General features: G+C 59.5%; 25 protein-coding genes. 9 read left to right on the top strand and 16 right to left on the bottom strand.

Going from position 1 to position 20,401, the window contains the following annotated elements; all coding sequences use genetic code 11:
* Nucleotides 1-8: 8 nt before the first annotated feature.
* From V5D86_RS08620 to V5D86_RS08565, 12 genes are all read right to left on the bottom strand, one after another.
* A complete protein-coding gene (locus tag V5D86_RS08620) occupies nt 9-206 on the bottom strand; it encodes a hypothetical protein (RefSeq protein ID WP_414596277.1) in 198 nt (65 codons plus the stop codon).
* Nucleotides 203-679, bottom strand: a complete 477-nt coding sequence (locus V5D86_RS08615) for an ASCH domain-containing protein (RefSeq protein WP_414596276.1) — start codon at nt 677-679, stop codon at nt 203-205. The genes V5D86_RS08620 and V5D86_RS08615 overlap by 4 nt, the downstream gene beginning before the upstream one ends.
* The gene (locus tag V5D86_RS08610; RefSeq protein ID WP_414596275.1) at nt 586-939 is read right to left on the bottom strand and encodes a winged helix-turn-helix transcriptional regulator; all 354 of its coding nucleotides are present in this window, start codon (nt 937-939) and stop codon (nt 586-588) included. The genes V5D86_RS08615 and V5D86_RS08610 overlap by 94 nt, the downstream gene beginning before the upstream one ends.
* Nucleotides 936-1,118: a hypothetical protein gene (locus tag V5D86_RS08605; RefSeq protein WP_414596274.1), complete on the bottom strand. Its 183-nt coding sequence runs from the start codon at nt 1,116-1,118 to the stop codon at nt 936-938. The genes V5D86_RS08610 and V5D86_RS08605 overlap by 4 nt, the downstream gene beginning before the upstream one ends.
* A complete protein-coding gene (locus V5D86_RS08600; RefSeq protein WP_414596273.1) occupies nt 1,115-3,046 on the bottom strand; it encodes a hypothetical protein in 1,932 nt (643 codons plus the stop codon). Before V5D86_RS08600 ends, V5D86_RS08605 begins: the two co-directional genes overlap by 4 nt.
* Entirely contained in the window at nt 3,043-3,234 is a 192-nt protein-coding gene (locus tag V5D86_RS08595) for a hypothetical protein (RefSeq protein ID WP_414596272.1), read from the bottom strand. The genes V5D86_RS08600 and V5D86_RS08595 overlap by 4 nt, the downstream gene beginning before the upstream one ends.
* Nucleotides 3,231-3,437 (bottom strand): hypothetical protein, encoded by a 207-nt coding sequence (locus V5D86_RS08590; RefSeq protein ID WP_414596271.1) that lies wholly within the window; start codon nt 3,435-3,437, stop codon nt 3,231-3,233. The genes V5D86_RS08595 and V5D86_RS08590 overlap by 4 nt, the downstream gene beginning before the upstream one ends.
* 338 nt (nt 3,438-3,775) lie before the next feature.
* Complete coding sequence (locus V5D86_RS08585) at nt 3,776-4,318, bottom strand: acetate uptake transporter (protein ID WP_414596301.1); 543 nt, start codon at nt 4,316-4,318, stop codon at nt 3,776-3,778.
* A 93-nt stretch (nt 4,319-4,411) separates the two neighbouring features.
* On the bottom strand, nt 4,412-6,280 hold the full coding sequence (locus tag V5D86_RS08580) for a heavy metal translocating P-type ATPase (RefSeq protein ID WP_414596270.1): 1,869 nt from the start codon (nt 6,278-6,280) through the stop codon (nt 4,412-4,414).
* Nucleotides 6,281-6,367: 87 nt separating this feature from the next.
* The gene (locus V5D86_RS08575) at nt 6,368-6,640 is read right to left on the bottom strand and encodes a metal-sensing transcriptional repressor (RefSeq protein WP_414596269.1); all 273 of its coding nucleotides are present in this window, start codon (nt 6,638-6,640) and stop codon (nt 6,368-6,370) included.
* A gap of 103 nt (nt 6,641-6,743) precedes the next feature.
* Nucleotides 6,744-7,667 (bottom strand): TerC/Alx family metal homeostasis membrane protein, encoded by a 924-nt coding sequence (locus V5D86_RS08570; RefSeq protein WP_414596268.1) that lies wholly within the window; start codon nt 7,665-7,667, stop codon nt 6,744-6,746.
* A 68-nt stretch (nt 7,668-7,735) separates the two neighbouring features.
* A complete protein-coding gene (locus tag V5D86_RS08565; protein ID WP_414596267.1) occupies nt 7,736-8,521 on the bottom strand; it encodes a ZIP family metal transporter in 786 nt (261 codons plus the stop codon).
* A gap of 93 nt (nt 8,522-8,614) precedes the next feature.
* On the opposite strand from V5D86_RS08565, the gene V5D86_RS08560 reads away from it, so the two are divergent.
* From V5D86_RS08560 to V5D86_RS08545, 4 genes are all read left to right on the top strand, one after another.
* Complete coding sequence (locus V5D86_RS08560) at nt 8,615-8,998, top strand: CopG family ribbon-helix-helix protein (RefSeq protein WP_414596266.1); 384 nt, start codon at nt 8,615-8,617, stop codon at nt 8,996-8,998.
* 239 nt (nt 8,999-9,237) lie between these two features.
* On the top strand, nt 9,238-10,518 hold the full coding sequence (locus tag V5D86_RS08555) for a hypothetical protein (RefSeq protein ID WP_414596265.1): 1,281 nt from the start codon (nt 9,238-9,240) through the stop codon (nt 10,516-10,518).
* Nucleotides 10,515-11,135 (top strand): hypothetical protein, encoded by a 621-nt coding sequence (locus V5D86_RS08550; protein WP_414596264.1) that lies wholly within the window; start codon nt 10,515-10,517, stop codon nt 11,133-11,135. The genes V5D86_RS08555 and V5D86_RS08550 overlap by 4 nt, the downstream gene beginning before the upstream one ends.
* 158 nt (nt 11,136-11,293) lie before the next feature.
* Nucleotides 11,294-12,589, top strand: coding sequence for a cation:proton antiporter (locus tag V5D86_RS08545; RefSeq protein ID WP_414596263.1), 1,296 nt, complete (start codon nt 11,294-11,296; stop codon nt 12,587-12,589).
* A gap of 127 nt (nt 12,590-12,716) precedes the next feature.
* Here V5D86_RS08545 and V5D86_RS08540 read toward each other — a convergent pair whose 3' ends face one another.
* Nucleotides 12,717-12,881, bottom strand: a complete 165-nt coding sequence (locus tag V5D86_RS08540) for a preprotein translocase subunit Sec61beta (RefSeq protein ID WP_414596262.1) — start codon at nt 12,879-12,881, stop codon at nt 12,717-12,719.
* A 125-nt stretch (nt 12,882-13,006) separates the two neighbouring features.
* Between V5D86_RS08540 and lysS the strand changes: the two genes are divergently transcribed.
* Entirely contained in the window at nt 13,007-14,551 is a 1,545-nt protein-coding gene (gene lysS / locus V5D86_RS08535) for a lysine--tRNA ligase (protein WP_414596261.1), read from the top strand.
* A 1-nt stretch (nt 14,552) separates the two neighbouring features.
* Here lysS and dph2 read toward each other — a convergent pair whose 3' ends face one another.
* Both dph2 and V5D86_RS08525 read right to left on the bottom strand, forming a co-directional pair.
* Nucleotides 14,553-15,536 carry a diphthamide biosynthesis enzyme Dph2 gene (gene dph2 / locus V5D86_RS08530; RefSeq protein WP_414596260.1) on the bottom strand — a complete coding sequence of 328 codons (984 nt, stop codon included), beginning with the start codon at nt 15,534-15,536 and terminating at the stop codon, nt 14,553-14,555.
* Between the two features lie 8 nt (nt 15,537-15,544).
* Nucleotides 15,545-16,063 (bottom strand): 50S ribosomal protein L16, encoded by a 519-nt coding sequence (locus V5D86_RS08525; RefSeq protein WP_414596259.1) that lies wholly within the window; start codon nt 16,061-16,063, stop codon nt 15,545-15,547.
* A gap of 171 nt (nt 16,064-16,234) precedes the next feature.
* Between V5D86_RS08525 and V5D86_RS08520 the strand changes: the two genes are divergently transcribed.
* Genes V5D86_RS08520 through serS form a run of 4 tightly spaced genes read left to right on the top strand, consistent with a single transcriptional unit; the run spans nt 16,235 to nt 19,180 of the window.
* Complete coding sequence (locus tag V5D86_RS08520) at nt 16,235-17,218, top strand: hypothetical protein (protein ID WP_414596258.1); 984 nt, start codon at nt 16,235-16,237, stop codon at nt 17,216-17,218.
* Nucleotides 17,142-17,690 (top strand): ribonuclease P protein component 4, encoded by a 549-nt coding sequence (locus tag V5D86_RS08515; protein WP_414596257.1) that lies wholly within the window; start codon nt 17,142-17,144, stop codon nt 17,688-17,690. Before V5D86_RS08520 ends, V5D86_RS08515 begins: the two co-directional genes overlap by 77 nt.
* The gene (locus tag V5D86_RS08510; protein WP_414596256.1) at nt 17,605-17,898 is read left to right on the top strand and encodes a YhbY family RNA-binding protein; all 294 of its coding nucleotides are present in this window, start codon (nt 17,605-17,607) and stop codon (nt 17,896-17,898) included. Before V5D86_RS08515 ends, V5D86_RS08510 begins: the two co-directional genes overlap by 86 nt.
* A gap of 10 nt (nt 17,899-17,908) precedes the next feature.
* Entirely contained in the window at nt 17,909-19,180 is a 1,272-nt protein-coding gene (gene serS, locus V5D86_RS08505) for a serine--tRNA ligase (RefSeq protein WP_414596255.1), read from the top strand.
* Nucleotides 19,181-19,258: 78 nt separating this feature from the next.
* On the opposite strand, the gene V5D86_RS08500 is transcribed toward serS, so the two are convergent.
* Nucleotides 19,259-20,401 (bottom strand): HD domain-containing protein, encoded by a 1,143-nt coding sequence (locus V5D86_RS08500; RefSeq protein WP_414596254.1) that lies wholly within the window; start codon nt 20,399-20,401, stop codon nt 19,259-19,261.

Raw genomic sequence — 20,401 nt, 5'->3', positions numbered from 1 at the left:
GACGGTCATCATTCCGCCTCCTTGATGCTCTTCATGAAGTAGATCGTCGCGAACCTGATGAACTCGGACCTTCCGGACATTCTCATCGCATCTGCATAGCGGTCGATCGTCGCAATCTCCTCGTCCGTGAACCTGGGGACCACCATGTGGCGGTCCGGCACCGACCTGGGCCTGCGCCCGTTGCGGCCTGCGTCGGCACGGCTCATGCCGGCACCTCCTCGAAGACATGCGTGACGAGGGTCGTCTCGGAGGTGATCGCCGGATAGATCCGCGCAAGCTCCATCACCATCTGCACCGGGCTGTCGAAACCCTCCGACCTCCAGAACGTCTCCGACAGCTCCCCGACGGTGCCGCTGTGGACGTCCGTCACCCTGAACATTCTCTCCGTCCCCATGTCCGAGACCCAGAAGCTCCCTCCCCGAGGGACCTTGACCGATCTCCGCGTGGTCGCGGTCTTGGCCCCCGACAGGACCAGCGCCTGGAGGTCCTGTCTGAACCTTATCGGATGGCTCAGGACCTCGAGCTGCTGCAGGACCCTGGACCACATCCTCCGGTCCCGCTCGGCCCCGACGGTCACGAGCTGCCTCAGGACATACTCCTGCGCATCCGGCAAACCGTACTCCGAGAGCAGTGCGGTGGCCACCCTGCGGTCGTGCGCATCCTCCACGGTCGACTGCATCGTCTCGCCTCCGTGACACGGTATGTCCGGATGGTGCGCCCGGTGATGCGGTCCACCTTCTCCCCGGAGACTGCGATCTCCCCCGTCCTTAGGAGCTCGCCAACCCTCGACCTGACGTTCCCGATGCGCATGTGCAGGATCCTCGACACGTCGTTGCTGCTGACGTCGGGATGGGACGCTATGCACTCGTAGACCCTACGCTGCCTCTCCTCCAGGTCGGGGATGGAGCGGTACGCTATGGTCGACACAGGGGACGTCAATGCCCGCACCTCCCGTCGTCGGTGCTCTCCATCCCGCATGACGGGCATGTCGTGACCTCCGCCCTGCGATATCCGTCCCCGTCCCTGCGGACCCATTCCGTGACCATCGCTTCGGCGCCGCACACGGGACAGGTCGTACGGATCGGACGGACGCTCCTGACCCTCTTCATGACGGTCATGCCGACACCCCCTCGGACGGATCCGCGGGAGGGTCGCTCCCCGTCTTCCAGCCGGGACGTATCCTGTGGTAGACGATGCGGTCGACCCCTCCGCCCTCGGCCTCCTCCTGGGACATTATGCGGAACAGGGAATGGGTCGGCGGTCCCGATTCCTCCTTGCCGGGCTCCACGCGCTGGCCCGTGTACCCTTCCATGAGGGAGCGGGAGCATGTGTGCATCCTCTTGTTGAGCGCCCAGTACATCGAGTGCGTGTCCGCCGGCGATGTGTAGGAGTCCATCAGCGCCAGCATGCACTTGCGGACGTACTTCTTCAGATAGTCGCCTCCGGACATCCCCTTGGCGTCTTGCGGCCTGGCACCGGAGTTCCATCTCCACTCTCTCTTCCCGGCGGAGTTCCTGACGTTGCGCAAAGCATAGACATATGTGATCTCGCCTTGGCCGCATCTCCTCCACTCCAGGGAGATCTGGTCGTTCGGCAACAGATATTCGAGGAAGATCAGGACGTGTATGTGCAGCAGGCCCGACTCGGTGAACTCGAAGGCCGCCAGGTACTTGGGCCTCTTCCCGCCGTTCTTCTTCTTGAGGTACGACATGAAGCGGTTCCATGCAGGGGCGAAGCTGCGGTTGGCCTCCCAGAGGTTGGCGAAACCTTCGGGATCATGGGTGTAGTCCCAACGGCGCATCTTCTTCAGCGATTGGACCATGCGCTCCCGCGTGCGGACCCCCGTGGACGGGTCGTCGAGCCGCGCCTTCAGCAGCTCCGCCTCCCTCCTCTCCGACAGGAGCTTTGACAGGCGCTGTCTGTCGCCTGCGGTGGCCGTTCCCGCACCGACCTTGAACTCGATCTCGGAGATCTCGTAGTCTGGACCCTCGGCTTCCATCAACGCCCATGTGAGCTTCCTCCGTTCATTCTCCCTGAGGTGCGGATCCGAGAGCTTCCTGCGAAATCCGGCGATCTTGGACTCCTTCGCCCTCGCCCTCTCCTCGTCGGTGAGGTTCGGATCTGTGGTCAGGGTCAGGAACACCGCCTTGCTGAAGTCGCGGAGGCTCTTGTCCAATGCATAATCGAACTTATTCAGGTTGGCGGCCGCCTTCGCCAGGTCGTTGAACCTGGTGGAGTACTCGAACCCCATGACCTCCCCGTTGCGGTTGTCGATCAGGGAGATGATCTTCTGCAGGGTCTCGTCATTGTACGTCTCGAACAGGGTGTTTATCTCCACCTTGTCAGGGCGTTCGAGCATGCGGACTCCGTGCAGCAGCTGGACGGCCCGCACCCTCTCGCCGGAGCACCTGCGGGGCATCGCAATGGGGCTCGGGAGCCTCTTCGTGACCTTTTCCGGTGCCTCGGACCCCTCTTCCGAAGAAGTTTGAATTTCGCAGGGTACCTTCATCAAGTTAAAGTTAGGCTCGCCGGGGCCCCCTCTCGAGGAGAGCTCGCGACGGATCGCGGAGACCAGCCTGTCCTTGGAGACGGACACCCAAACCAGGCCGTCGCCGCGCTTCTCGACGGTCGCGAGGCCCCTGTTATATAAACGGGCGGCCGCACGGCGCATGGAGACCTCCACGGCATGCTTCCCGTGACCCTGCTTCTGCCGGGTCTTGGAGACCATGGCGACCGCATACGGCAAATTCACGCTGTCCCCGCCCTGCAGGGAGTACTGCACGAGCTTGCGCTCCTCGAACGTGAGCTGCTCCAGGCTGTCCACGCGCCTCTCGGGCCTGACCTCGGCCTCGTCGAGGAGACGGGACATCCGGCGCAGGGACGCCTCCGCGGATATCGCCCGGAGCTTCCCGACCGTGGCCTTCGCCGTCTGGAGGTCGGACTGCCGGATGTCCTCCGTCTCCTGATCGGAGAGGTCGAGGATTGGCCCGGTGACGGTCATGACCCCGATGCGGTTGCCCTCGGAGTCGTAGATGTCGGATGTCATTGGGCCGCCTCCGGCCATGCCTTGACGATCTGCGACCCGCCGAGGATCATCCCGTCGTCGAGGACGACGGCCCCCTTGCCCTCCATCGCCGCGAGGATCCGGCCCATGAGCTCCTCGGCATCCTCGTAGGTGTGGCAGGACACGTTCTCGTCGCCCCTCGTGAGGACGATGTGGACCCACCAGCTCATGCCCATGCCTCCAGGGATGTCTGGTCCTTGCAATGTCCCGCTTGCAGGGCACGTCTGGATCCGCGGATTGCCGCGGCACCGGACGGGGGACATGAGCTAACGAAGAGGATAGGCACGGGCTCCGCTCCGCGGCAGCAGAACGGGCCGAACATACCGACGAAGAGATGCTCGCATCCTTCGCAGTGGGATCCGAATCCGTTCATGCGCATGCACCTCCATATGAGGCGCTGTCTTCGGATGTCAGGCAAAACAGCACACAGTGTCTCATTTCAATCATCTCAAAAAACCAAGTCGTTTGTCTGGCATTCGAGGACTCTGCCTCTTGCCCATCCGTGATAAAAACATCAGTCGCGTCTTCTTCGCGCGGCAGAATAGAATCAGTTTTGAATGTTAGGAACGGGAGCACTCATCTTCCTTTTTTCCTTAATATTGTCTCATGTCTGGGTCTTTGTTGTCCAGTCTGTTTCGGTTTGTTAGAATGTCCCGTATGTCCGATGGCATCATACAGGGTTAAGGCGGAGGGAAGCCCCTCCATTGTTTGTCAGAATGGAAGGAGTTCCTTCCCGTGCTGTTCTGCCAGGACCTCCGCGAACGCGGTGTACATCGCGGACGCTCCGCAGATAACTCCCATGATCCCTGCCACTGTCAGGACCGCCTCCGCTCCTGAGATGTCGGCCACGGCAAGCAGGAAGAACGTCACGGTCAGGGTGAGGAAGACGATCTTCAGGGACGTCCTTCCCTTCAGTGTCCCTATGAAGAGGAACAGCGTGAGCACGCCCCAGATGAAGCAGAACACACCCATCGTCGTACCTTCGGACCCGACACCGAGCACTCCGAGCTTTATGGCAACCAGTGCCATCCAGAACATCCCGTACAGGGTGAACGCGACCGTTCCGAACGTGTTCCCGTTCTTGTAATCCATGATTCCCGCCAGGATCTGGGCGAGTCCTCCGCAGAACACGCCCATGGCAAGGGTCACATCATCCAAGGGGATGACGCCGGCATTGTGCATCGAGAGTAGCACGGTCGTCATTCCGAATCCCAGCAGTCCCAACGGCGCGGGATTCGCCCTCTTGGTCGGCATATTTTCGTCGGCCATGCACGGTCATTGTACCGTCATTATAAAATGATATACCAATCGACGAATGTATTTTTCGTCATTCGTCGAATGGATTGATCACATGGACGGTCTCTCGGTCACGGTCGCAGCGCCATTCGGTCTGCATCCGGGACTCCAGCAGTCGTACCTCAGTAGCATCGCGGCGGCTATGATGACAATGACGGACCCGATGTTGTGGACCAGTGCACCGGCCACCGGGCCGATCGCACCCATCACAGCGAGAACCATCGCGATGGAATTCAGTGCCAGGGAGAATGCGATGCCTGCCTTGATCGTAAGGATGGTCCTGCGACTCAGGTCAAGGACGCCCCTGACCTTCGATATGTCGTCGTTCACGAACACGATGTCCGCGGAGTTCTTCGCGAGCCCGCTTCCGATCCCGCCCATCGCTATGCCTACGTCGGCCTGTTTCAGGGATGGTGCGTCGTTCACCCCGTCCCCTATCATGCATACCCTGCGACCTTCGCCGATGAGCCTCACCGTCCTGAGCTTGTCCTCGGGGAGGCATTCCCAGACCACATCGTCCATGCCCAGGTCGGAGGACACCCTTCTCGCGACGGTGCCCGTGTCCCCGGTAAGCATGATCGTCGTCAGTCCCATCTCCCTGAGACCGCTGACGGCATCCGGGGAACCGTCCCTGACACGGTCGGCGACCATGGCGAATCCAGCGGTCTTCCCGTCGATCCCGATGTACACGACCGAATAGCCGTCCGATTCGGCGACAGAGCCCCTTTCGACGGTGGCATCGAGGTTCTCGGGACACCGTTCCATCATGAGCCTGACGTTGCCTGCGACGACCGTCCTCCCGCGAACATCCCCGATGACGCCCTTTCCGGGCAGGTATTCGAAGGAATCCGCATCCTGCGGATTCTTCGCGAAGGAGGCTATGGCCTTTCCAAGCGGGTGTTCGGAGCGGGATTCAACTGCGGATGCGAGTTCCGCAAGGTCTTCGGGGGAGTTCTCCGACGTGGATTCGAATCCCATGCATGTCATCGAGCCGAACGTGAGCGTGCCGGTCTTGTCCATGAGCATCGTGTCGACGCTGGCCATGGCCTCGAGGGAGTTCCCGTTCCGAACGAGTATCCCTTGCTTCGAGAGGTTGCCCGCCGCGGCCATTATCGCCGTAGGCGTGGCGAGTATCAGCGCGCACGGGCAGAACACCACCAGCACGGTTACCGCACGGTGGACGTCCCTGGTCAGCAGAAGGGTCAGTACCGAGACGGACAGTGCGATGACGACTATGTACGCGGCCCATCTGTCCGCCGTGCGGACTATCCTGGGCTTTCCGGACCCTGCGATGTCGAGCATCCGGGCCATATGCGCGGCCGTGGCATCCTCCCCAATCCTGTCCGTCTCTATGTCCAGGGAACCGAACATGTTGACGGTGCCGGATGAGACGCGGTCCCCTTCCGTGACATCGACCGGGACCGACTCCCCGGTGAGCATGGATGCATCGATGGAGGATGAGCCAGACCTTACGATGCCGTCGACGGGTATGGTCTCCCCAGGGACCACCCTGACCACGTCGCCAACCTTCACCTCGGAGGTGGGCACGGTCCTTTCCCCGGCGCTGTCGACTATCCTCGCGACATCCGGCGTGAGGCTCTCCAGTCTGCTCAGCCGCTTGTTGGCCCTGTTGACGGTCGCCTCCTCCAGGAACGAGCCGATCTGCATGATCACCGATATTTCCGCGGCGGCCTCGTACTCTCCGATGAGGCATGCCGCGACTATGGCTATGGACACGAGGACGTCGGCGGTTATGTCATGGTCCTCGAACACCCCGATCAGGGCCCCGAACACGATCGGTGTCCCGCAGATCAGGACCGCTATCAGGAATAGCGGCTCAGCAGCCTCGAACAGGATCGCGGACAGTACACAGATGGCACCAATCAGAATGCCAACGAACAGCGGTTTCTGTTCACTCACAGCATCGGAGATGATCGACGTCGTATCGCCTCAACATACCCCCAGGGGGTATGTCATATTAATACCCCTCGGGGGTATGGGACGCGCTCATATCTTGGAGAACTGTTCGATGACCTTGGTGAATTCGGCGATGGTCTTCTCGGGATCCCCGTGTTCGATCCCGTCCTTCACGCAGTGTTGGATGTGACCTTCCATGATGATCTGTCCGACCTTGTGGATGGCGCTCTTCACGGCATTGATCTGGACGATGATGTCCTCGCATGGCACGTCCTCGTCGATCATCCTGTCGATGGCGACTATCTGACCCTGGATCTTCTTGAGGCGCCGGTGCAGATTATCGGCATCCATGCATTGTTTCATGAGATCAAATCTTCGAACTGATTGAAATAGGGTTCTCCCGGGCGGGCCGGACATTCCGGCCCGCATAAGCGGGGAACCCTGAAATCGTTTGCCGTCCCGGGCCTCAGGCCTGTGCAGCCTTGTCCTTCCTGCTCTTGAGGAGGGATGCCACGATGGTGATCAGGAGGATTCCGACGATCACTCCGAGGGACAGAGCGATGGGTATGTGTACGAACTCGTGGAGGAGCAGCTTCATCGACACGAACAGGAGGATCGCACCCAGGCCGTACTTGAGGTATGCGAGGGAGTTCATTCCGCCCTTTATCACGAAGAACAGGGACCTCAGTCCCATGACCGCGAATATGTTGGATGTGTAGATGACCATGGTGTCCGTGGAGATCGCCAGGACCGCAGGGATGGAGTCAAGGGCGAACACGACATCGGTGAGCTCGATGACGAGTATGCATAGGAAGATCGCAGTGACAACGCGCTTCCCGTTCCTCTTGACGAACAGTTTTCCGTTCGCCTCCTCGTCATCCACGTAATCGAAGCGGTTCTTCATGAACTTGGCGATCTTGTTCTCCTTGTTGTTGTCGCTCTTCTCGATGAGCGTCTTTATGGCGATGATCAGTAGGATGGCTCCGAACACGTACAGGAGCCAGTCGAACATGTTGAGGAGCTCCACGCCCGCGAAGATGAATATCGCACGGAAGACGATGGCTCCGACAACCCCATAGAATAGTGCTTTGTGCTGATCCTCGTCACGTATCCCGAAGTATGCGAAGATGATGATGAAGACGAACAGGTTGTCCATGCTCATCGATTCCTCGATGGCATAGGCCGTGAAGTACTCCATCGTCAGTGTGGAATTTCCTGTGACGAAGAACAGCAGAACCCCGAACGCGATGGCGGCACCGATCCATACGGACGTCTGTGCCAGCGCGGTTCTCATCGGAATGTGGTGTGCCTTGCGATTCATCACCAGATCCGCTACGAGCAGGATCGCGACGATGGCAATGAAGACAAACCACAGGTCTGATTCTTGCATGTCTGCTCATATGAGAGTTTGTATAAAACACTGGGGAGGGTGCTTCGTCCCTCCCCGAAACAAAATTCTCAGTGTGCGTGGGGGAACAGGATGGTGATCATCACTATCACGGCGATCCCCAGGAGCAGGAGTCCGAAGGACATCGAGTGCTGCTTCTTCCTGTGGAACGCCTCGGGGAGCATGTCGCACAGTGCCACGTACATGAATGACCCGGCTGCGAATGCCAGCGGGATCCCGGTGAACCCGTCTATGTTGGAGACGCCGCTCAGCAGTGCGAAGAACAGAAGGCCGGCCAGAGGGGTGATGAGTCCGAATGCCAGCATGTACTTCAGGGATTTCCTCTTCGGGATGTCCGTCACCAGCATGATGGACGAGAGCGAGAACAGGACCACGAACTTGTGGACGCACATGCCTATCGTGGTGATCAGTGCGATCTCCCCTCCTGCGAGGAACGTCGCCGCAAGTGCCAGACCGTCGCATGCGGCATGCACGGAGAGCCCTATGAAGGAGGACATGGAGGTGATCTTGTGACTGTGGCTGTCACTGCCGCACTCGCAGGAGCATCCAGACATGTGGCGGTGCTTCATCCACATCTCTATGGCCATGATCGCAAGGAATCCTCCCATCAGGGCATACATCGCGATGTGGGTGTCTATGCCGCCGTGCTCGCACTCCTCTATGGCCTCCGGAAGGAGCAGGAGGAACAGCAGTCCTATGAATATTCCCGCACTGAATGCGACCAGCAGGTGGATCTGACGATCCGACAGGGTCCTGATCCTTGGCAGGTACGCCCCGACCATGGATATCGCGAGGATCCCCAGAGAGAACAGGAGAAATGTTACAGACGGCTCCATGGAACTGCGTTTGGGCGGGATGATATTAAAGTCTTTTTGATATGTTAATAACAAATACCTAGAACTGATACTCTTTGTTAATAATGTGATACCATGGGCATCGTGAGCATATCCCTGAATGAAGACAATCTCGCCGCGTTGGACAAGATCCAGGAGACATACGGTCTCAGCGGAAGGTCCGAGGCGGTCCGCACGTCCATCAACGCGGCCCTGGCGGAGATCCGCGAGCTGGAGAAGATGGACGGGGACGTCGAGGGGGTTCTCGTGATCGTAAGGGGGAACCATGAGGACCCGTGGATGATGCGCATACAGGGAACGTACGAGTCCGTGATCAAGACGCAGCTCCATTCGCACCTTAGGAACCACAAGTGCCTGGAGGTGATGGTCGTCTCCTGTGACTCCAGGTTGTTGGGGAAGATGATCCGTGAGATACAGGCGGAGGGCAAGGCGGACTACGTGAAGTTCGTCCGCGGATGATGTGCTATGCGCCCGTCATACGTCCTGTTTCCCGGATGTGATTTTCAGTAAACCGTGTCTATTTTATATTGAACACTGCATACGTTGAGTTCGGATGGGATGTGGATATGAGTGATAACACTCAAGATAGCGGTAGCTTTCGCAAGAACTTCAGGCCTCACGGCTCCGGCGGTTCGGCGAATGCGTCATTTTCCATAAAGCGTGGCTTTGACAGTATCAGCAGCAGCCTCAGCCGTGGTGTGGAGTCTTTCAAGAAGACCAGTTCGTCCATATACGGCAAGACCGGCAAGAGCGACTCCGTGTTCTCCAGAGGTACATTGGAGTTGGACAAGTACGGTTACGAGAGGTACAACATACAGGACGGTCAGGAGATCTACATCTCCATGACCCCCAGGACGGCGGACTTCGAGGACGACTATCTCCTGGTGAGGGGGACTGCGGGCAATCCCGTGGGCTCCAGGGACACCGGCAACGTCGTCTCGGTCAACGTGAACGATGCCGAGAGGAAGGTGGATGCGGAATCCCTGTTCCGCGGTGTCAGCCGCGGCACGTCCCAGACCGAGTTCAAGGGCGTGACCGGGACGGTCGAGGGGGACCATGTCAAGCCCACCCCGATAGACAGGAGCATACTCGACAAGATGGCAGCGAGGAACTATCGTCCCGCCCCCCGCATGGAGGCCGAACAGCCTGTCGCGGAGGAGCCCAAGGTCGACAACGGCTTCATGAGCAAGATCAAGACCGGCAGCGAGGTCAGGGGAATGACCTCGGGCGCTGCCGCCATTGACGGGGTTGACGTCGAGGCCCCTGAGTCGCCCGCCCCCAGCATCGGGAGCATCGTCATCGACAACGACGACGAGTCCCCCATAATCATGCAGATAGAGGAGGCTGAGGAGACACAGGCCCAGGTTGTTCCCTTGGATGTTCCCGAAGCCCCCGTCGAGGTCCCCGAGTCCGCAGTGGACGTGGACCCCGTGTCCGAGGTCCCCGAGGTGTCGGACGATGTGCAGGAGCAGTTCGAATCCGAGATCAAGGATGTTCCCGAGGATGTGGAGGCCCCCTGCGAGGAGTTCATCGAGTCCAGAGAGGATACATTCGAACTGGACGATATGGTCGTCGTTCCTACGATCCCCCCCGCGTTCCACATGGACGGGGCCGAGGATCCCGAGATCCAGACGGAGGCGGAGGTCGCCGATGCCCTGGTCATCTCAGGCGTGAGGGGCGTCACGATCGACACGCCCCCTTCCGAGGCATGCACCGACGAGACCCAGGTCCTTGTCGACAATGTGCTCGAGGCTGTGCCCACCGGTGATTCGGTCGTGACCGAGCATGAGGCTGTGCCCCTCCCTCCCGTTGAGAGGAAGGACATGGGCTTCGACCAGTCCGGAGAGGGGATCCGTCCCCTGAGCGATCCTCAGGTCAGGCGCCCTAGATCGGTCCGTTTCAGATTCAACAACGGCGTTCTGCAGAACGTGGACAGGAACGAGGGATCCGAGGAGGGATCCCGCCGCCCTTTGGAGTGACGGGCCTCCGTGCCGTGTCCGAGGACGCACCCACCCATGTCACGGACCGTGTTCGTGACATAATGGTGCTGACGGTCCCGCGTCTGGAGATCGACGATCAGATCACCCTTGTCGAACCCGACGAGGAGATTCCGGACGACGGATGCGCGAAGGCCTTCGCGAAGGCGTTCATATACGACGACACCCCCAGTATGCACGTGGAGGACGAGGTCTACGACCTCATGCGCCTCGCCGTCCCGTCGTTGGACGCATGGACGGCAGACGGGTTCATCGAGGAGCAGATCGAGCTGCCCCTTGACGGATTGGACTCGGAATGGCTCGCCGTGGAGTGCCCGATCCTCGCGGAGGAGATGCCTCTCCACATACCCGAGGAGGCGCTCTCCGCGTTCTCGGCCCTGTTCGCGACCGAAGTGGGATATGAGGCACGGGATACGCTCATGCTCAAGGGGGCCTCCCCGGTGTTGGCCATCGCTGCGCCATCACCGGCGGCGATGGTCCCTGCGACGGAGTATGCGATCCAAGAGGACCTGTCGGACGATCGCGGGCCCCTCGTGACGTTCTCCTTCGGACCGAAGAACGGTCTGGAGGGAGGATGGAGGGTCTGCTTCTCATTCTGACGCTAAACCTTTGAAACGCCTTCGAAACCTGTTCCAGAACCACACACATCCCGGGCGAAGGCCCGGCGCCCGGAGGCATATCTTCTCCGGGCGCAATACTTCATTTTCCCTGTTCCAACCAACATCCCAATTAAATAAGCAGATATCTTGCGCCATGCATGGAACATCTGCTCCAGATCCTCGTGACTCTGGTCATATTGTATGCGCTGGCCCGCTTCGGGTCCGCGATAATCTCCCGTTTCGGCCTTCCAGGCCTGATAGGTGAGATCCTCATCGGTATCCTGGTGGCGAACCTCGTCATCGGGGACTTCAATCTAATGGAATTCCTGGATCTGGAGATGCCCGATCCAGGCGTGGAGGAGAGCGTCGGCAGCAGCACGTACCAGATCGTGTACGCGCTGGCGGAGCTGGGCGTGATATTCCTCCTGTTCACGGTCGGTCTGGAGACGCGCGTCAACGACCTCATGAAATCCGGGAAGGCAGCATTCTTCTGTGCCCTCCTGGGGGTCATCGTGCCGTTCGTGTTCGGGTTCGCGCTGATCATGGCCACCGAGGGCAACATGAACCATGCCCTGTTCCTCGCCGCGGCGATGGTCGCGACGTCCGTTGGAATAACGGCGAGGATCATCAAGGACATGAAGCTCATGGACACCCTCGAGGCTAGGATCATCATCGCCGCGGCGGTCATAGACGATGTCCTGGGGATGATCGTCCTCGCGATTGTCAAGGGCATGGTCGAGTCCGGGGAGATAACGATCGGCAGCATCCTCACCATCAGCATCCAGGCCGCGGCGTTCGTGTTCCTGATCATCGCGATATGCAAATGGGTGGTCCCGCGCATCTACGACTATTTCGAGGCGAGGAAGAACGCCAAGGAGGCCGCCGGGAAGATCCCTACGTCCACGAACAAGCTGGTGTTGGCGATCATCGTCTGTCTGGGCATGGCCGCCCTTGCCGAGGCGATAGGTCTTGCGGCGATCATCGGGGCGTTCCTGGGAGGGATGCTCTTCGCCGATCACGCATGGGAGTGGGACCTGGAGCACAAGATCGACTCCATATCCACGTTCATGCTGTCGTTCTTCTTCCTGAATGTGGGACTGCAGGTGGATGTCACCTCCCTCACGGACACGTCCGTCCTGATTCTCGTGGTCGTCACGATAATCCTGGCGGTCATCGCGAAGCTCATCGGATGCAGTCTCGGAGCGAAGCTCGGGAACAAGTCCCTGGACGGTCACTCACTCAAGATCATCGGATTCGGGATGGTCCCGAGGGGAGAGGTAGGGATAATCATCGCATCGATAGGACTCGCGACCGGGGCAATGTCCCAGGAGCTCTACGCGGTCGTTGTTTTGATGTCAGTCATAACGACACTAATCGCGCCGCCGATAATATCCAAGCTGTTCAAGGACAAGTATCACGACGAATATGTGATCATGCCCGAGGATAGGGTCTGAAACTCCTTTTCCCGGCCGAGAGGCCGGGCCTATTCTGAGATCACTCCATAATGGCTCTACAGCACACGCTGTGGAAGCTGACGTAATTGGGCGATGCAGCCCGGTTTTAAACTGTCGTTTCCCCGTATCAGAGGGGGACGAGCGTGTTGAGAAGGATGACAACGACAATGAGCCCAATCGCTATGCCGATGACGGTACGCGGGCTTACCCTGATTCCCTTCTCGTTCTCCGTGTCGAAGTACCTCATGAGGCCTGCGGAGGACTGGAAGCCCGAGTCGTTCTTCTTTGCCATAATCAGGGTTATCTGCGGTCCATATAAAAAGGTTATTTCAAGTCCCACGCGCGCGCGAGTATAGGTGCATGCCCCGACATGACCGAAATCATATTCTATAATGGGCCGATGGCACCATGATTAAAATGCACTGGGCAGATGTTATAGCCGAGGAGGTCGCGAACACATGCGAGCATCCTCTCATCGCTACGGGAATCAGTCCGACCGGTATCATCCATGTAGGAAGCCTTAGGGAAGCCATCACGGGGGAGTCCGTCCGTAGTGCTGTCGAGGCTAAAGGGAAAGAGGTCCGCCTGATATATCTGATCGATTCGTTCGATCCCCTGCGCAAGCGCTATGATTTCTTGCCTGAGGAGTTCGAGAAGTACGTGGGCATGCCCATAAGCAGGATCCCCTGCCCCTGTGGCAAGCACAAGAACTACGCCCATCACTTCGTCCAGCCGTTCCTGGATGCCGTGGACTCCCTCGGTGTGAAGTGTGAGATCATCTGGACCCACGAGCTCTATGAGAAGGGCGTATTCGCCGAGTGCATCGACAAGACCTTCCAGAAGAGACAGGAGATCATCCAGATCCTGCACGAGGTCACCGGGAAGGAGGCCAAGGCCGATTACGCACCGTACAACCCCGTCTGCGAGAAGTGCGGAAGGTTCACCCACCCGATCTTCGATTCGTACAGCTTCCCCTTCGTGGAGTATGACTGCATATGCGGCCATCACGGGAAGGCGGATGTGCGCAAGGCGGACGGGAAGCTCACATGGAGGCTCGAGTGGCCTGCCAAGTGGATGGTCTTCGGGACCTCCGCCGAGCCTTTCGGGAAGGACCATGCGGCCGCAGGCGGGTCTTACGACTCCGGAAAGAGGATAATCGCCGAGATCTTCGGCGGAAAGGCGCCCTACCCGATACCCTACGAGTTCGTTCAGCTCAAGGGTGTCGGACAGATGCACAAGTCCCTCGGATGCCCGGTCACCGGTCTCGATGCCATACACATGACCCCTCCTGAGGTCCTCAACTACCTGTTCCTCAGGGTCAACCCCTCCAGGGCAATCGACTACGACTCCGGCCTCGGTATGCTGGACATGTCCGACGAGTACGATAGGATGGAGCGTCTGTACTTCGGAGGGGAGTGGACCGAGTCCGAGGACAACTCCGTCAGGGCATATGCGATCGCGCAGCACAACCACATCCCGGAGCAGCTCCCTGTCCAGATATCATATCGCCATCTCGTGAACCTGGTCCAGATGGCTGACGACTTCGACGGGGTCATGGAGATCCTCTCCCGTACCCAGGACATGTCGGCGGCCACGGAGGATGACATCGAGAGACTCAAGAGGAGGGTCTCCTGTGTCCGCTACTGGCTTAACGGATTCGCTCCGGACATGGTCAAGTTCTCCATCCTCCAGGCGGTCCCCTCCGACATGGAGATAACCATGAACGAGAAGGTCTACTTCCAGGCCCTCGTCAAGAGGATGAACGACTGCGTATGGGATGCGGACACGATCTCCGGAGTGATCTCCGACATCGCCAAGACGCAGCCCATCGGGACGAAGGGCGCCTTCAAGGCCCTGTACAAGATATTCATCGGCAAGGACAAGGGCCCCAGGCTCGGAGCGTTCCTGGCCTCGATGAATCAGAAGTTCGTGGTCAACAGGCTGATCCAGGCTTCGAACTGAGTCAGCCTCTGATCTGATCAAACGGGTATCCTACCCATTCCTTCCTTCCGAGGGCGATCTCCAGCTCGGGGACGGTGAGCATGGGCTTGCCGTACCGGGCGGAGTCGTCCGTCGCTATGCGCGGACATGCCGTGCACACGTACGCGTCCACACCATAGGACGCAAGCGAGTCGGGCGTGACCTCCTCCATGACGGCCGTGATGCACTCGCGTCCCGATTCCGCGATGATCCTCTCGGCCCCTCTCGCAAGGTCCATCCTGCATTGTCCGGCCTTGCTGCATACCATCACGAGGAACGATCTCGCACCGGATGCCGTTTGGATCGCCGCGAACCTCCTCCTGATGAGGCGGTCCCTCGCTTCGGACATGTCCCTGAGCTCGTTCGTTATCGGGTTCAGCACGATCACCGGCTTTCCGGCACCGAATGCGGCCGCCAGAGGATGGAAGTCCCCTTCTCCGATGTAGAGGAAGCAGTCGACCTTGTCTGCGATGTTCTCCGCAGAGGTACAATTGCATCCGAGGACCTGTCCCAGATAGCAGATTCTACGGTCTCCCATACCGACGTGCGGTCTCTTCCCGATATCTTCCAAGACCTTGCACATCTCTGGTATGAGGTCTATGTACTGGATCGTGGCGAGGACCCCCACATTGTTCGGAAGGTCTTTCAGGATGTCCCGTACGCCATCGTCAATCTTCACATCGGAGCGTGCTTCTATGTAGAGGACGGTATCGTCATCGCCCATGGAGGGTATCTTTGAATGTCCGTAGTGGACGAGCGCATCTGTCCAGCCCCTGTGGTCGAAAAGGTCGCACGCACCGTAGCACGGACGCCCTATGATCAGCACGGATGCATCGGTATGCTCCGTAATGTATTGAGAAATCTCCGGGGCCCGGATCTTCAGGCCCTCGGGAAGTTGGACAGCAACGGAGGCGAAGCCTCCGTCACTGATCCATTTCGATACCTTTTCAAGTTCGAGATCGAACATCTAAGGTTTCACTGGATGTATTCCTGTCCCTCGTCAACGTCGACGTAGCAGGGGGACGGGAACTTCATGGATGCTCTCCAGAGGGCATCTTTGGCGGCGGCAACCTTGTCGGCGGGGACGCTGACGGTCAGGATGGCCTGGTTGCGCTCGAGCCTTGCCGCGGTTCCGACGGTCTTGCCGAATCCCTGGCGCATTCCGCTCGAGACACGGTCCGCTCCTGCGCCGGTTGCGAGCTTGTTCTCCCTGAGGACGACGTGGGGGAATGCCCTAACGACCATGCGGTAGTTGGGGGATCCGCACTGTGCGGTCAGGACCTTGTTGGCTGCGATACGGCCAGCCTCGATGGAGGTGTGCCTGATCTGCACCCTGTTTTTCACTTTGAGCGTGATGGTGACGGGGAACTCGGCCTGAGGGTTGCCCATGACATACTGGCTGACCCTGCTGGCAGGAACTCCGCCCATGTACTCGCGGCGGGTGTACGCCTGTCCCTTGATCTGTCTGTACATCGATGCGGGCTTTCTTACCATTTGAACCACCTAATTGTGAATTGGAACGGAGCGCGTGACTCCGTATGATGAACGTGCCGATACCAGACCCTCTTATAATGGTTTCGTTCTGAAGACACTTATTAAGGGAATAGTACGCGAGCGCGCACATGCCCGTAACCAATAAAAGCACTGCGTTCCATCTGGGGGGAGATGCAGCAGTTCAGGTTCGATGTGGTGGATGCGACGGATGAGAATGCCGAGGTTCCGGTCGCGGTCGCAGGACAGGTCATGGTCGACATCCAGAACCTGTTGACACACATCGGGGAACTGATGGTCCGTCAGGAGTTCAGGACCCAGAGCCTGCTGCCCGACGGCATATCCGAGCGCTTCTCGCTCGTCATGCAGGGCAAAGGGGCCGGGGCCAAGAGGGATGGACAGCTCATCGAGGACGCGCTGCAGGCGCTGTGCTCCCAGCTGGACCGTGCGAACCTCGGCACGACCGTGCCGGAGGAGTCCAGCAACCACATCGAGGCCATGGGCCGGAAGGCCATAGCCAGGGACATGCTGGACCTTGCGGACCACCTCGAGGGGTTCGTGATGACGTACGGGTCGGACGGGTCCATGAGGAAGTTCAGGATGAACGCCCGCAGGTCCCTGGAGGCGGAGGCTTCGGCGGACATAGAGGACATGCCCTCCGCTCTCATAGGAGTCGTGTCCAGGGATCCGGTCCATAAGAGCCGCTGGCTCATATCCAACGGGAGGGATTCGGTCCCGGTCTCGTTCCTGCCGTCCGTGTCGCATGCCGACATAATGTCGTATGCGGATGCGGGCCCGCTCATAGTGACCGGATCGGTGGTCTTGGACGAGGGGGGCGCTCTCGCGGAGCTGAGGAACTCCTCGGGGTGCTACGACTTCCCCCAGACGTTGTTCCACCGCATAGTCACCCCCGATCGCGACATCATCCTCCTGAGTCCGGTGGCCGGACGTCCCGGCTTCAACCGTGCGAAGGGCGTATGGACCCTGGTCAACGAGGACCTGGGCATCAGCATATCCAAGCCGTCCTGGGACGAGGCGGTCATAGCGTTCCACGAGTACTTCGTCTTCCTGTGGGAGACGTATGCCGAGTCCGAGGACACGTTCGAGGGCGAGGAGAAGGACATCAGGGACCTGCTCCTGTCATACGCGTTCCCGTGACGTCCCGGACGGGGCATCCGCAGGAAAGAACCTTTATAATGCGGGTATTATCGAGCGCTTAGAGCATACCATGGCAAAGAGGCGCATCTCCCATAACGCCATCGCGGACATAGGTGCCGATCGCATATCCAGGCTATTGGACATGGCGTTCGTCGCTGTACGCGAGGGGAAGGTGGACCGCGCCCGCCGTTACATAGACCTCGCACTCCGCATAAGTGCGAAGACCAAGGTCGCGGTCCCCCGGGACCGTCCCTACTGCGACGGTTGCCTGACGCCGATGATCCCCGGACTCAACTGCCGGGTCCGCGTGGGCGGTCACATGGTGCGCACGACATGCGAATGCTGCGGAGAGGTGTTCCGCAGACCATACATCAGGGAGCAATTACATGAGCGAGAAGGATGCCAGAAAGGAGCTGATGAGGCGTGCCAACGACCTCAGCCCCACCGTGAGAGTGGGCAAGGACGGTCTTGACCAGGGTCTCTTCGACGAGATCACTGCGCAGCTCAAGAAGAACCGTCTCATCAAGGTGAAGGTGCTCTCCAATTCCGACGACGATGTCGGCAAGGCCGCGGCCGCCATAGAGGAGGCGACCGCCTGCGTCGTCGTGGACATACGCGGAGGGGTCATGGTCCTCACGGACAAGAGGACGTGGTCATCACTCTGCCAGAAGAAATTCTGAGGTTTTTCCGATGCTTGATGTCAATGTCATTAGGGCGGATCCTGACATGATCAGGACCATGCTCAGGAACAGAAACAAGGACGAGGCGATCCTGGACAGGTTCCTGGATGCCGACGGCGAGTGGAGGGCCCTCACCGACGAGAACAACCGTCTCAGGAAGATCCGCAACGAGGTGTCCCTCCAGATCTCCAAGATGCCCAAGGGCGAGGAGAAGGATGCGAAGATCGCCGAGATGAGGGCGGTCTCCGACAAGATCAAGGCCAACGACGACAGGATGGCGGAGCTCGAGGACGTCCGTCAGGACTGCGTCCTGAACATACCTAACATCCCCGCGTCCGACGTCCCCCTCGGGAAGGACGAGAACGACAACGTCGTGGTCTACGAGGCTGGAAGGAGGAGGCAGTTCGACTTCACGCCGAGGCAGCACTTCGAGATAGCGGAGGACCTGGGCATAATCGATTTCGACAGGGCGGTCAAGGTCGCCGGAAGCGGATTCTACTGCCTCAAGGGGGACGGTGCGAGGCTCGAGAGGGCGCTCGTCAACTACTTCCTCGACACGCACCAGGACCAGGGGTACACGGAGCTGTTCCCTCCCGTGGTCGTCAACAAGGCCGCGGTCACCGGTACCGGGCAGTATCCGAACCTGAAGGACGACATGTACTATCTGGAGAGGGACGACCTGTTCCTCAACCCGACCGCAGAGGTCCCCATAACCAACCTTCTCCAGGACGAGATCCTGGATATCAAGGACCTCCCCATCTACTACACCGCATACCTGCCCTCCTTCAGGAGGGAGGTGGGGAAGCACGCGGACACCAGGGGCATCATAAGGGTGCACGAGTTCAACAAGGTCGAGATGGTCAACTTCGTGAAGCCCGAGGACTCCGCCGCAAGGCTGGAGGAGCTCAGGAAGAACGCGGAGGACATGATCAACGCGCTGGACCTCCCCTACCGCGTCCTCCTGCTCTGCACAGGGGACATGAGCTTCTCCTGCAACAAGTGCTACGACCTGGAGCTCTACGCCCCCGGGAAGGACGCGTACCTCGAGGCATCCTCATGCTCGAACTTCGGCGATTTCCAGGCACGTAGGGCCAAGATCAAGTTCAGGCGCGAGCCCCACCTCAAGAGCGAGTTCGTGCACACCCTGAACGGTTCCGGCCTCGCCCTGCCTAGGACGATGGTGGCGATCCTCGAGAACTATCAGAACAAGGACGGCACCGTCACGATCCCCGAGGTCCTGAGACCCTACATGAGGGGACAGGAGGTCATCGACAGGCAGTGATGCCTGGCAAGTCACGAAACTTCTTCCGGGCCCTCGGGCCCCTTCTCACACATTCCCCCGGCGGCCGCAGCGGTCGGATCAGATCCTCATGTGGTCCAGCCCGTCGATCAGCTGCTTGGCGCCTATGCCCCTGCCGCGGTCCATGAGCTTGTCGCGAAGGTCCTTCTCCCCCTCGAGGAGGGTGTTGGACGTGATCCCGTAGCATCTGGATATGTGGGCCTCCATGTACGCCGCCATGAGGTCGCACGCCTTCAGGTCGCCGCCGTTCCTCGCCCCGAACTCCGGATGATCGGTGCTGGAGAACGGGTCGAACACCATGAACCTGAACTCGTCGTGCCACTCGCCGTCGATCAGCGGCATTATCCTGGATTCGACGAGGTCGCGCTCGTAATCCTCCAATATCGCCGCAAGGCCGTTGACGCTGGTCTTGATCGGGGATATCACGTCCTTGGTCAGGACCTCCGGGAGGTCGTGGAACAGTCCCGTGTAGAAGTCGTTGTAGACCTGCCTGTCGGACGCGCCGTGGTCGAGGTCGTGGAGGTACATCATGTTGGCGACCATCAGGGAATGTCCCAGGACGGTGGTCTTCGGTATGCGCGGGGTCCTCGCCCAGCGCTGCTGGAACCTCAGCTGGCCGATGAGGTCTATGAAGTCGAAGGTGTCCCCCGCATCGTTTATCGCCCTCACTCCGACCAGGTCTAGGTGCTGGCCGATCTGCTCGTCTATCTCCTCGCGGGTCTGGTCTATGCCGTACAGCGACCGGTTGGAATCGTAGATCAGCTGGAACTCCCATCTCGTTGCCAGGTAGTGGGCCGCACGTATGACGCGGTCCTCCAGGCTGTCCTTCTCCGAGTAGAGGTACTCCGTCAGTCTGGCCTTCAGGTCCGGGTCGGAGTTCGGGACGAGCCTCTCGAACTCTGATATCACGAACTCGTTCACCGGCCCTCTGCGCTCCGCGACTATCCTGTGGAAGACCTGCGGCTTCAGGTCGGTCATGACGGTCCTCTGGATGAACGAGAACAGCGTGTGCTCGATGACCACCCTCCAGTCGATCCCGTTCCCCGCGGACTCCTCGAACTTCCCCAGGACCCATGCGATGGCGGCCTTGTGGGCCTGCTTGTCCAGTTCCGTCAGGTCGACGGGTCTCATGTGGTCGTTCCACCGGTTCATGTTCGCGGAATTGAACATGAGGTACAGGATCTCCGCGTTCAGAGCCGTCAT

Origin of the sequence: Candidatus Methanoprimaticola sp. MG2 (genome assembly GCF_047501175.1) — an archaeon.
Classification (GTDB): Archaea; Thermoplasmatota; Thermoplasmata; order Methanomassiliicoccales; family Methanomethylophilaceae; genus Methanoprimaticola.
Note: the sequence above shows the minus strand (reverse complement) of the source record. Positions and strands in the feature narration are given on the sequence as shown.

What these genes read in the sequence shown, in the direction of transcription:
- V5D86_RS08605 (WP_414596274.1), bottom strand. Translation starts at nt 1,118, where the DNA reads ATGACCGTCATGAAGAGGGTCAGGAGCGTCCGTCCGATCCGTACGACC.
- V5D86_RS08585 (WP_414596301.1), bottom strand. Translation starts at nt 4,318, where the DNA reads ATGCCGACCAAGAGGGCGAATCCCGCGCCGTTGGGACTGCTGGGATTC.
- V5D86_RS08525 (WP_414596259.1), bottom strand. Translation starts at nt 16,063, where the DNA reads ATGGTAAGAAAGCCCGCATCGATGTACAGACAGATCAAGGGACAGGCG.
- V5D86_RS08565 (WP_414596267.1), bottom strand. Translation starts at nt 8,521, where the DNA reads ATGGAGCCGTCTGTAACATTTCTCCTGTTCTCTCTGGGGATCCTCGCG.
- V5D86_RS08570 (WP_414596268.1), bottom strand. Translation starts at nt 7,667, where the DNA reads ATGCAAGAATCAGACCTGTGGTTTGTCTTCATTGCCATCGTCGCGATC.
- V5D86_RS08600 (WP_414596273.1), bottom strand. Translation starts at nt 3,046, where the DNA reads ATGACATCCGACATCTACGACTCCGAGGGCAACCGCATCGGGGTCATG.
- V5D86_RS08545 (WP_414596263.1), top strand. Translation starts at nt 11,294, where the DNA reads ATGGAACATCTGCTCCAGATCCTCGTGACTCTGGTCATATTGTATGCG.
- V5D86_RS08560 (WP_414596266.1), top strand. Translation starts at nt 8,615, where the DNA reads ATGGGCATCGTGAGCATATCCCTGAATGAAGACAATCTCGCCGCGTTG.
- serS (WP_414596255.1), top strand. Translation starts at nt 17,909, where the DNA reads ATGCTTGATGTCAATGTCATTAGGGCGGATCCTGACATGATCAGGACC.
- V5D86_RS08620 (WP_414596277.1), bottom strand. Translation starts at nt 206, where the DNA reads ATGAGCCGTGCCGACGCAGGCCGCAACGGGCGCAGGCCCAGGTCGGTG.
- V5D86_RS08500 (WP_414596254.1), bottom strand. Translation starts at nt 20,401, where the DNA reads ATGACGGCTCTGAACGCGGAGATCCTGTACCTCATGTTCAATTCCGCG.
- dph2 (WP_414596260.1), bottom strand. Translation starts at nt 15,536, where the DNA reads ATGTTCGATCTCGAACTTGAAAAGGTATCGAAATGGATCAGTGACGGA.
- V5D86_RS08510 (WP_414596256.1), top strand. Translation starts at nt 17,605, where the DNA reads ATGAGCGAGAAGGATGCCAGAAAGGAGCTGATGAGGCGTGCCAACGAC.
- V5D86_RS08590 (WP_414596271.1), bottom strand. Translation starts at nt 3,437, where the DNA reads ATGAACGGATTCGGATCCCACTGCGAAGGATGCGAGCATCTCTTCGTC.
- V5D86_RS08520 (WP_414596258.1), top strand. Translation starts at nt 16,235, where the DNA reads ATGCAGCAGTTCAGGTTCGATGTGGTGGATGCGACGGATGAGAATGCC.
- V5D86_RS08575 (WP_414596269.1), bottom strand. Translation starts at nt 6,640, where the DNA reads ATGAAACAATGCATGGATGCCGATAATCTGCACCGGCGCCTCAAGAAG.
- V5D86_RS08595 (WP_414596272.1), bottom strand. Translation starts at nt 3,234, where the DNA reads ATGAGCTGGTGGGTCCACATCGTCCTCACGAGGGGCGACGAGAACGTG.
- V5D86_RS08540 (WP_414596262.1), bottom strand. Translation starts at nt 12,881, where the DNA reads ATGGCAAAGAAGAACGACTCGGGCTTCCAGTCCTCCGCAGGCCTCATG.
- V5D86_RS08515 (WP_414596257.1), top strand. Translation starts at nt 17,142, where the DNA reads ATGCCGAGTCCGAGGACACGTTCGAGGGCGAGGAGAAGGACATCAGGG.
- V5D86_RS08615 (WP_414596276.1), bottom strand. Translation starts at nt 679, where the DNA reads ATGCAGTCGACCGTGGAGGATGCGCACGACCGCAGGGTGGCCACCGCA.
- lysS (WP_414596261.1), top strand. Translation starts at nt 13,007, where the DNA reads ATGCACTGGGCAGATGTTATAGCCGAGGAGGTCGCGAACACATGCGAG.